9 protein-coding genes are annotated in these 10,294 nt (G+C 38.9%); 3 read left to right on the top strand and 6 right to left on the bottom strand.

What is annotated here, in order from left to right; all coding sequences use genetic code 11:
• Positions 1-22 precede the first annotated feature (22 nt).
• The 5 genes from lpdA to ABES52_RS16505 all read right to left on the bottom strand — a co-directional run bounded on the left by lpdA (position 23) and on the right by ABES52_RS16505 (position 6,063).
• Complete coding sequence (lpdA, locus tag ABES52_RS16525; RefSeq protein ID WP_429652415.1) at positions 23-1,432, bottom strand: dihydrolipoyl dehydrogenase; 1,410 nt, start codon at positions 1,430-1,432, stop codon at positions 23-25.
• A gap of 4 nt (positions 1,433-1,436) precedes the next feature.
• On the bottom strand, positions 1,437-2,741 hold the full coding sequence (locus ABES52_RS16520; RefSeq protein ID WP_429652414.1) for a dihydrolipoamide acetyltransferase family protein: 1,305 nt from the start codon (positions 2,739-2,741) through the stop codon (positions 1,437-1,439).
• A gap of 89 nt (positions 2,742-2,830) precedes the next feature.
• On the bottom strand, positions 2,831-3,808 hold the full coding sequence (locus ABES52_RS16515) for an alpha-ketoacid dehydrogenase subunit beta (RefSeq protein WP_429652413.1): 978 nt from the start codon (positions 3,806-3,808) through the stop codon (positions 2,831-2,833).
• Positions 3,809-3,811: 3 nt separating this feature from the next.
• Positions 3,812-4,930: a pyruvate dehydrogenase (acetyl-transferring) E1 component subunit alpha gene (pdhA, locus tag ABES52_RS16510; protein WP_429652412.1), complete on the bottom strand. Its 1,119-nt coding sequence runs from the start codon at positions 4,928-4,930 to the stop codon at positions 3,812-3,814.
• A 479-nt stretch (positions 4,931-5,409) separates the two neighbouring features.
• A complete protein-coding gene (locus tag ABES52_RS16505; protein ID WP_429652411.1) occupies positions 5,410-6,063 on the bottom strand; it encodes a YkyA family protein in 654 nt (217 codons plus the stop codon).
• Positions 6,064-6,518: 455 nt separating this feature from the next.
• Here ABES52_RS16505 and def point away from each other — a divergent pair, with 455 nt between their 5' ends.
• On the top strand, positions 6,519-7,073 hold the full coding sequence (gene def / locus ABES52_RS16500) for a peptide deformylase (protein ID WP_429652410.1): 555 nt from the start codon (positions 6,519-6,521) through the stop codon (positions 7,071-7,073).
• 45 nt (positions 7,074-7,118) lie between these two features.
• Here def and ABES52_RS16495 read toward each other — a convergent pair whose 3' ends face one another.
• A complete protein-coding gene (locus ABES52_RS16495) occupies positions 7,119-7,892 on the bottom strand; it encodes a Cof-type HAD-IIB family hydrolase (RefSeq protein WP_429652409.1) in 774 nt (257 codons plus the stop codon).
• Between the two features lie 476 nt (positions 7,893-8,368).
• Here ABES52_RS16495 and ABES52_RS16490 point away from each other — a divergent pair, with 476 nt between their 5' ends.
• A complete protein-coding gene (locus tag ABES52_RS16490; protein WP_429652408.1) occupies positions 8,369-8,578 on the top strand; it encodes a DNA-dependent RNA polymerase subunit epsilon in 210 nt (69 codons plus the stop codon).
• A 6-nt stretch (positions 8,579-8,584) separates the two neighbouring features.
• Complete coding sequence (gene rnjA / locus ABES52_RS16485; protein ID WP_429652407.1) at positions 8,585-10,252, top strand: ribonuclease J1; 1,668 nt, start codon at positions 8,585-8,587, stop codon at positions 10,250-10,252.
• The last annotated feature ends 42 nt before the right edge of the window (positions 10,253-10,294 follow it).

Genomic DNA, 10,294 nt, shown 5'->3' with positions numbered 1-10,294 from the left:
GTCGCCCCCTCCTACTCGATTATTATTTTACAATATGGATAGGGTTTCCAAGAGCTACTTCTGCAGCTTCCATTGTAATTTCTCCAAGTGTTGGATGAGCGTGGATCGTCATAGCAATATCTTCTGCTGTCATACCAGCTTCGATTGCTAGACCAAGCTCTGCAATCATATCAGATGCACTTGGACCGGCAATTTGCGCACCGATTACTAAGCCGTCTTCTTTACGAGTGATAAGTTTTAAGAAACCTTCTGCTGCGTTAAGTGCTAGCGCACGACCGTTTGCAGCAAATGGGAATTTCGCTGCAACCACTTCGATTCCTTCTTCTTTAGCTTGCTGTTCAGTGTATCCAACAGATGCTAATTCAGGCTCAGAGAACACAACTGCCGGAATTCCTAAGTAATCAATTTCAGATGGATGACCGGCAATAGCTTCAGCAGCAATCTTACCTTCGTAAGATGCTTTATGCGCTAATGGTGGTCCTTCAACAACGTCACCAATTGCAAAGATATTTGGTACGTTTGTACGGCATTGTTTATCGATCTTGATTAGACCGCGTTCTGTTAATTCAATACCAACTTGCTCAAGACCTAGTTCATCTGTGTTTGGACGACGACCAACCGTTACTAACACGTAGTCAGCTTCGATCGTTTTTTCTTCACCGTTCGCTTCAAATGTAACGACTACGCCATCTTCTTTTTCTTCTACACCTTTAGCCATTGCTTTTGTGAAGATTTCTACACCTTTTTTCTTTAAGTTACGTTTAACAAGGGCCGTCATTTGTTTTTCAAATCCTGAAAGAATTTCTTCTGCCCCTTCTAAGATGGTTACTTTTGTACCGAAGTTAGCATAAGCCGTACCAAGCTCTGTTCCAATGTAACCACCACCGATGACAACCAATTTGTTAGGAATTTCTTCAAGGTTCAGTGCACCAGTGGAGTCAAGTACACGTTTAGAGTACTTAAATGCAGGAAGTTCAATTGGACGAGAACCTGTTGCGATAATCGCATGTTTGAATTTGTATGTTTGTGCAGAATTTTCGTCCATCACACGAACTGTGTTCGCATCAACGAAGTATGCTTCTCCTTTAACAATTTCTACTTTGTTTCCTTTAAGGAGACCTTCTACACCACCTGTTAATTTTTTAACTACACTTGCTTTCCATTCTTGAACTTTTGAAAAGTCTACTTTAACATTTTCTGCTGTAATACCCATATCAGCAGATTCTTTCGCAATCTCGTAACGATGACCTGCCGCAATTAAGGCTTTAGAAGGAATACAACCAACGTTTAAGCAAACGCCTCCTAAATTCGCCTTTTCAACGATCGTTACTTTTTGACCAAGTTGAGCAGCACGAATTGCAGCTACGTACCCACCAGGTCCTGCACCAATGACAAGAGTATCAGTTTCGATTGGGAAATCTCCTACTACCATACCATTACGCCTCCATTAGTAATAATTCTGGATCGTTTAACAAGCGCTTAATGTGGTTAAGCGCATATTGAGCAGTGGCACCATCTATGATTCGGTGATCAAAGCTCAATGATAATGCTAACACAGGTGCGGCTACAATTTCACCATTTTTTACTACAGGTTTTTCTTGAATTCGACCAATTCCTAAAATTGCAACCTCTGGGTGGTTAATTACAGGTGTAAACCATTGACCACCAGCAGAACCGATGTTTGTAATTGTGCATGAAGCACCTTTCATTTCGTTTGGAGTAAGTTTTCCTTCACGTGCTTTAACTGCTAACTCATTAATTTCTTTAGAAATAGCAAACATTGACTTCTTGTCTGCATCTTTAACAACTGGTACAAGAAGACCTTTTTCGGTATCTGCTGCAATACCAATGTTGTAGTAATGCTTATGGATAATTTCAGATGTTTCATCATCAATGGACGTATTTAATGTTGGATATTCACGTAACGCGCTTACCAATGCTTTTACAACGTAAGGTAAGAACGTAAGCTTGATACCTTTTTCTGCTGCCACTTCTTTGAATTTCTTACGATGTGCAACAAGTTTCGTTACATCTACTTCGTCCATTAATGTTACGTGAGGAGCTGTATGTTTAGAGTTCACCATCGCTTTGGCAATTGCTTTACGGATACCGCTCATTTTCTCACGAGTTTCTGGATATTGACCTTCAAGAACTGGTGCTTCTTGAGCTTTTGCTTCAGTTGTTTCTGTAGAAGTTGTTTCAACAGCTGTTTCAGTTACTGGAGCTGCTTCTGCCGCTTGAACTTGAGCTCCACCTTGTAGGAACGCATCGATATCTTCTTTTAGGATACGGCCATTTTTTCCAGAACCAGTAACTTGACGAATGTCAACGCCTTTTTCACGAGCATATTTACGAACAGATGGCATTGCAATTATTCGGCGGTTCGGATCAACATCTGTCGTTTGTTTTGTTTCTTCAGCTTGTTCAGCTTTCGGCTCTTCTTTTGCTTCCTCTTGTTTTTCTTCTGTACCATGATCTCCCTTAAATTGGAGATTTTCATAACCTGGTGCATCAAATGTAACGAGTACATCTCCAACAACCGCTACAGATCCTTCTTCCACTAAAATTTCTTGTACCGTACCTGTTACAGGAGAAGGAATTTCAACAACTGCTTTATCGTTTTGCACTTCACAAAGTACGTCATCTTCTTGAACTTTATCTCCAGGTTTTACAAACCATTTAACAATTTCACCTTCATGGATACCTTCACCGATGTCTGGAAGTCTAAATTGGAATGCCACTGGTATTCACCCTCCTAATCTTTTCTCACAGTCTTGTTCAATAGGACAGAAAGAAGAGGGAAAATCCCCCTTCTCTAGGTGCATTTACATTAGAACGTTAATACTTTTTTCGCTGTCTCAATAATATCTTTGTAGTTTGGCAGCCATACTGGTTCTGCTTGAGAGAAAGGATAAACAGTGTCAGGTGCAGCTACACGTAAAACCGGTGCTTCTAAGCTTAAAATCGCACGGTCGTTAATTTCTGCTACCACATTTGCTGCAATACCTGCTTGTTTCTGAGCTTCTTGTACAACAATCGCACGGTTCGTTTTTTCAACAGAAGCAATGATTGTGTCAATGTCAAGTGGGCTTACTGTACGAAGGTCAATAACTTCAGCGGAATAACCTTCTTTTTCAAGTTCATCTGCTGCTTTTAATGCCTCATGAACCATTGCCCCGTATGCAATGATAGAAATATCTTTACCTTCACGTTTAATATCCGCTTTACCAATCGGAATTGTATATTCTTCTTCAGGTACTTCTTGACGGAATGAACGGTACAATTTCATATGCTCTAAGAAAATTACTGGATCGTTGTCACGGATCGCAGAAATTAATAATCCTTTCGCATCGTATGGTGTTGATGGGATAACAACTTTTAATCCTGGTTGTTGTGCCATTAATCCTTCAAGGCTGTCGGCGTGTAGCTCAGGTGTATGTACACCTCCACCGAATGGAGAACGTACTGTAATTGGCGCATGATAACGTCCACCAGAACGATAACGCATACGAGCCATTTGACCGCTAATCGCATCCATTACTTCGTATACGAAGCCAAAGAATTGGATTTCTGGAACAGGACGATATCCTTGTAATGCAAGACCGATCGCTAAACCACCGATACCAGATTCAGCAAGTGGCGTGTCGAATACGCGGTCTTCACCAAATTCTTTTTGAAGACCTTCAGTTGCACGGAATACGCCTCCGTTTACCCCAACGTCTTCACCGAACACTAATACGTTTGGGTCATTGCGTAATTCAGTGCGTAACGCATCTGTGATCGCTTGAATCATTGTCATTTGCGCCATGGCTTACTTCGACTCCTTTTCTTTGTAAATTTCGTATTGCTCTTTTAAGTTGAAAGGAAGTTCACCTTCGTGCATGATGGAGATTAAATCAGTTACTTTTTGTTTTGGTGTTTCGTCCGCTTTCTTAATAGCTTCTTTAATGTCATCTTTTGCTTTTTCGATTGTTTCGTTTTCCATTTCTTCGTTCCATAAACCTTTTGCTTCTAAGAATTTACGGAAGCGCACGAGCGGATCTTTTTTCTCCCATTCTTTGTCAAGCTCTTGAGAACGATAACGAGTTGGATCGTCACCAGCCATTGTATGTGGACCATAACGATAGCAGAGTGTTTCAATTAAAGTTGGACCTTCACCGTTAATTGCACGTTCACGAGCTTCACGAACAGCAGCGTATACCGCTAATGGGTCCATACCATCTACTAACACGCCTGGAATACCTGCTGCCACCGCTTTTTGAGCAATTGTTTTTGCAGCAGTTTGTTTTTCACGTGGCGTTGATATCGCGAATAAGTTGTTTTGAACAACAAATACTGCAGGAGCATTAAACGCACCAGCAAAGTTAATCCCTTCATAGAAGTCCCCTTGAGAAGAACCTCCGTCACCTGTATAAGTAATCGCAATGGCTTTTTTACCACGTTTTTTCATACCAAGTGCCACACCAGCTGTTTGAATGTATTGTGCACCGATAATAATTTGTGGAGGTAATACATTTACACCTTCAGGAATTTGGTTACCATGGAAGTGTCCGCGTGAGAATAAGAACGCTTGATATAACGGTAACCCGTGCCATACGATCTGTGGAACGTCACGATATCCTGGTAAGATAAAGTCTTCTTTTTCTAAAGCGAATTGAGAAGCAATTTGGGACGCTTCTTGTCCAGCTGTTGGTGCATAGAAACCAAGACGTCCTTGACGATTTAATGAAATACAACGTTGGTCAAGAACACGTGTATACACCATACGGCGCATTAACTCTTGAAGTTGTTCATCCGATAATTCTGGCATCGCAGCCTCGTTTACTACTTCGCCATTTTCATTTAAGATTTGGAACATTTCAAATTGTGCTTCAATGTTCTCGAGCGTCTTTTTCGCATCGAACTGAGCTTTTTTTGTTTTAGATGCCATCAAATGTCACCTCTTCCTTTCTCTCCGTAAAAAATTTCATAAAAAAGAAAGACCAAAACATAGGGTACCCTAAAAAACGGAAACTTACTTCTTTTCGTTCTAATTAGGACATCACTTATAGTTTTCCACGAATATACAGGATACAAACGTTTGATTCCTCAATCAAAAAAAACAAACTGTATCAATAAAAATAATAAAACAAATGATACAACTTCTTTTGTTCGTCCTTTAGTGTACAATAAAAAAAAACGATTCGTCAATCGTTAAATATCAAAGAAAATCGCCACGTTCATAAAATTTATTTTTTTCGAACAACATAACTGTACTAATGGAATCTGGTTATCTGTATTATAAAAAGAACAACATTTCGAAACTGTTATAGCATAAACATTTTTTTAAAATAACTTACGAACCTTAAGTCCCCATTTTTCAAAACAACAAAAAAAGCACCTAATCAAGAATTAGATGCTTTTGAAAAATTATTCCCCATCCTTGCTCACTTCTAAACCAGCTTGTTGATAAAACTGTAATTTTAATTCATTGTATACTTCTGTTTTTTGATTAAATGCTTCGTTGGCAGCAAGTACACGCTCATACGCTTCATTAATTTTCGTTAAATGTTCTTCTAGTTCTTCCATTGTCAAATCTTCTCGTTGGAACATTTGATAAAGTTCCTTATCTAACGCCAGTCCTTCCATGTAAGCTTCATATAATTGTTTATGGGCTTCATAACGGTTAGACATCGTTTTAACTAGTTTTTTTGCTTCTGCTTTTATTTTTTCATCTTTTATGGTAGGAACGATGTCTTCTACTTTTTTAAATTCCTGCTGCGCTTTTTCAATCGATTGACGTTCTTTTTGGATTAGCTCTTCTCTTTTTTCAGCGTGCTCAAGTGCTTCATTAGAAAGTTGAACAATTTGGTCGAAATCTTTCATACCTAATGACATAATTTGATTATATAAATCCTGTTCCGCTTGTTCATGTTCTACTAGAGGATCTTGTTGTTTCTGAAACTCTTCTTCGAGTGTCACCGTTTTTTCTAAAATTTCATACATTTGCTCTTCAGGGCTAGTCATCCCCACGCAACCTGATAAAATCACGATAAGAAATGCTATTGATTTGATTATTTTCATGTTTGCCCTCCTATGACCTTGTTAACCCTCTACTATCAATCCTTCTGTCATCTTATCGCTTTTAGATTCGATTGTCCATTTATTTTTGTGGTTATTTCCAGCATATGAAGGTTTAGGAAAGAACATGCCTTCTCGTTTTTTTCGTCTAGTGTCAAACAATAGGAATTTCATATGCTTTCTTAATTGTAAGGCTAAGTTATATGTCAATGTTGATTTTTAGCAAGTTATTCACACGGCGGCGACTCCAGCGGAAACAGCTAGCCAGGCAAGACCCTGGACTTACAGCGTAGCGAGGGAAGCGGCTTATCCGCGGAAAGCGTCCGCCACAAGCGAAATGTATAAATATCAACAGTATCGTTTAACAGAGCCTATTGTAAAAGGGAAATCTTTCAATGAAGTGCCTACTTTTGATAAACTTAAGCATATAACATCGCTTGAAAATAGGAGTGATACGTATGATTACAATGGATGATATTATCAAAGATGGCCATCCGACTTTACGAAAAGTAGCGGAAGAAGTTTCACTTCCACCTTCTAAAGAAGATCAAGAAATTTTAAAAAGTCTTTTAGAATATGTCATTAACAGTCAAGACGAGGAAATTGCCAAAAAATATGGCTTACGTCCGGGAATTGGCTTAGCAGCTCCACAAATTAATGTGTCTAAACGGATGATTGCCGTTCACGTACACGATAAAAAAGGGAAGTTGTATAGTTATGCCTTGTTTAACCCAAAAATTATTAGTCATTCGGTTGAAAAAGCATATTTAACCTCTGGAGAAGGATGTTTATCCGTTGACGAACCTATCCCTGGATATGTTCCTCGATACGCTCGCATTACGGTGAAAGGGTACGATGTAGACGGTAATGAAGTAAAGTTGCGTTTAAAAGGGTTACCAGCCATTGTCTTTCAACACGAAATTGATCATTTAAACGGCATTATGTTTTACGATCATATTAATAAAGAAGATCCGTTTCGTCCGATTGAAAATGCGTGTCCAATTGAACGTTAAAAGAGCTGACCAATCCCGATTCTCCGGGAAGTCAGCTCTTTTCATTTAGTCAATTAAATTCAACATTTTCAATCCTTCATAAATGCCATCATCAGCGACATCTTTCGTTACAACATTGGCCGCCTTTTTCACGATTGGATGGGCATTTCCCATCGCAACACCGGTACCAACGCTTTGTAACATTTCAATATCGTTTAAACCGTCACCAAAGGCATAAACGTCTTCCATGGAAAAGTTCAAGCGGGAAATGAGTTTTTTAATTCCCTCTGCTTTCGATCCTCCAGATGGAAGAATATCCGTGGAATATGGATGCCAACGAACAAATTTGAAATTCGGATATTTTTGAAGATACTGCTCTTCTTCCTCTTCACGACAGAAAAGAAGTGCTTGATAAATTTCATTTTCTTGATAGTAGGTCGGATCATATGGTGGATGGTCAAATTTTAAACTTCCCATACTCTCTTCAATGTAAGTATGGTGTTCAATGTTCCCTTTCATTTCTTGGTGGTTCATAAAAACAACAGGATGTTCCTTCGTTTTTGCCTCTTCTAAAAGAGCTTCAATTTCTGACGTTGGCAATGGATTTTTGTAGATTACATCATTTTCAAAGACGACATATTGACCATTAAAACTTACAAATGTTTCAATTTCTAATTCCTCAATTAACGAACGGAACATAAACGGTGCTCGCCCGGTGGCGATGGCGACATATATTCCATTTTCCTTTAATTTGTAAATCGCTTCTTTCGTTCGTTTTGGTATCTGTTTTTCATGATCTAACAACGTGCCATCTATATCAAAAAAGACAATTTTTTTCATCGATAAATCTCCTCTTTTTATATTCCGTCTATACCTTACTGCCTTCCCACTTCTTTGTCAATTTTGTCAACGCTTACAATCAATAATTTTTTTATCGCTTAACAGTTGTGAATAATTTCCATTCATCCCCACGTAAAAAAAGGATTAAAAAATCATATACTAGCAGTAAACAGACGGCACGTACTTTACATTCCTATAGAATTGGTTAAAATAAAAAGTAGGGAGTGATCTACCATGTTAAAAAAGCTACGTAAAAAGCTTTTAAAACAATGGAAAGATCTTCTAAGAAAAAAATTAATCGCGTAATCCTTTTAATTGATTGGATGGAAATTTCGTACAGTAAAGCCCTTCTGAATGCGAAGGGCTTCTTCTTTCTATACATAAGTTGTTATGAAAAAACATGAAAAAGTTTATAACATTATTTATAATAGAAAAAGTTACATTTTTATTGAAAACGGAGTAAGGAGAGAAAAGACATGATTTTTAAAGTGTATTACCAAGAAAACTTAGATTTAGCACCAGTACGTGAAAACACAAAAGTTCTGTTTATTGAAGCTGAATCTGAACGAGAAGTGCGCCAAAAGTTACGATCCAAACCGATTAACATCGAATATATCCAGTTACTTGAGGGTGCATATTTAGAGTATGAAAAACAACGCGAAGACTTTAAAGTATTGGAGATCTGATCATATATGAAATTCGTAAAAAATGATCAAACAGCGGTTTTTGCCCTCGGCGGATTAGGTGAAATTGGAAAAAACACTTATGGCGTACAATTTCAAGATGAAATTATTTTAATTGATGCGGGTATTAAGTTTCCGGAGGACGAATTATTAGGAATCGACTACGTCATTCCAGATTACACGTATTTAGTTAAAAACGAAGAAAAAATTAAAGGGTTGTTTATTACACACGGACACGAAGACCATATAGGTGGGATTCCATACTTGCTACGTCAAGTTAACGTCCCAATTTATGGAGGTAAGTTGGCCCTCGGACTCATTCGCAATAAGTTAGAGGAACACGGTCTTCTTCGTCAAGCAAAGCTTTATGAAATTAAAGAGGATGATGTCATTAAATTTCGCAAAACGTCGGTTACCTTCTTCCGAACAACCCACAGTATCCCAGATTCCTATGGGATCGTTGTCAAAACACCTCCTGGAAACATCGTTCATACGGGAGACTTTAAGTTTGACTTTACCCCTGTAGGTGAACCGGCCAACTTAACAAAAATGGCCGAAATCGGAAAAGAAGGCGTCCTTTGCCTTCTGTCTGATTCGACAAATAGTGAAGTTCCCCACTTTACCATGTCGGAACGTCGTGTAGGGGAAAGTATTCATGACATTTTCCGTAAAGTAGAAGGCCGCATTATTTTTGCAACTTTTGCTTCAAACATTCATCGTCTGCAGCAAGTCACCGAAGCGGCGGTGTTAAACGGACGAAAAATTGCTGTCTTTGGTCGCAGTATGGAAGCAGCGATTGAAATTGGTCGGGAGTTAGGTTATATTCGCTGCCCGAAAGATACTTTCATTGATGCTCAACAAATTAATCGTCTGCCTGCACATCAAATAACAATATTATGTACGGGAAGCCAAGGCGAACCAATGGCCGCCTTGTCCCGAATCGCGAACGGAACGCACCGACAAATTCAAATTCAACCTGGTGACACGGTCGTGTTCTCTTCATCCCCAATCCCTGGGAATACGATAAGTGTAAACCGGACGATTAACCAGCTATTTCGTGCTGGAGCAGACGTCATTCATGGATCGTTAAATGACATCCATACGTCAGGTCATGGTGGTCAAGAAGAACAAAAGCTGATGATTCGCTTAATGAAGCCGAAGTATTTTATGCCAATTCACGGTGAGTACCGGATGCAACGCATGCATGCACAACTAGCAATTGATTGTGGAATTAAGCCGGAAAACTGTTTTATTATGGACAACGGTGAAGTATTAGCTCTTGGGGATAATGGAGCACACATTGCTGGAAAAATCCCATCAGGCTCTGTTTATATTGACGGTAGCGGTATTGGCGATATTGGGAACATCGTGTTACGTGATCGCCGCATTTTATCGGAAGAAGGTCTCGTCATTGTTGTTGTCAGCATCAACATGAAAGAGTACAAAATTGCCGCTGGACCTGACATTATCTCCCGCGGATTCGTTTACATGCGCGAATCAGGCGACTTAATTAATGATGCACAATCACTTATTACGAAACATTTGAATAAAATACTCGAACGTAAAACATCGCAATGGTCGGAAATTAAAAACGAAATTACCGAAACGTTAGCACCATATTTATATGAAAAAACAAAACGTCGTCCAATGATTTTACCAATCATTATGGAAGTATAAACGAAACCCGTACCATTTCTTTGGTCTAGCCCCAAAAAAGTG

The sequence above is a fragment of the Aeribacillus pallidus genome, from assembly GCF_050478865.1.
Taxonomy (GTDB): domain Bacteria; phylum Bacillota; class Bacilli; order Bacillales; family JACDOC01; genus JACDOC01.
Note: the sequence above shows the minus strand (reverse complement) of the source record. Positions and strands in the feature narration are given on the sequence as shown.

What these genes read in the sequence shown, in the direction of transcription:
- lpdA (WP_429652415.1), bottom strand. Translation starts at nt 1,432, where the DNA reads ATGGTAGTAGGAGATTTCCCAATCGAAACTGATACTCTTGTCATTGGT.
- ABES52_RS16515 (WP_429652413.1), bottom strand. Translation starts at nt 3,808, where the DNA reads ATGGCGCAAATGACAATGATTCAAGCGATCACAGATGCGTTACGCACT.
- pdhA (WP_429652412.1), bottom strand. Translation starts at nt 4,930, where the DNA reads ATGGCATCTAAAACAAAAAAAGCTCAGTTCGATGCGAAAAAGACGCTC.
- ABES52_RS16505 (WP_429652411.1), bottom strand. Translation starts at nt 6,063, where the DNA reads ATGAAAATAATCAAATCAATAGCATTTCTTATCGTGATTTTATCAGGT.
- def (WP_429652410.1), top strand. Translation starts at nt 6,519, where the DNA reads ATGATTACAATGGATGATATTATCAAAGATGGCCATCCGACTTTACGA.
- ABES52_RS16495 (WP_429652409.1), bottom strand. Translation starts at nt 7,892, where the DNA reads ATGAAAAAAATTGTCTTTTTTGATATAGATGGCACGTTGTTAGATCAT.
- ABES52_RS16490 (WP_429652408.1), top strand. Translation starts at nt 8,369, where the DNA reads ATGATTTTTAAAGTGTATTACCAAGAAAACTTAGATTTAGCACCAGTA.
- rnjA (WP_429652407.1), top strand. Translation starts at nt 8,585, where the DNA reads ATGAAATTCGTAAAAAATGATCAAACAGCGGTTTTTGCCCTCGGCGGA.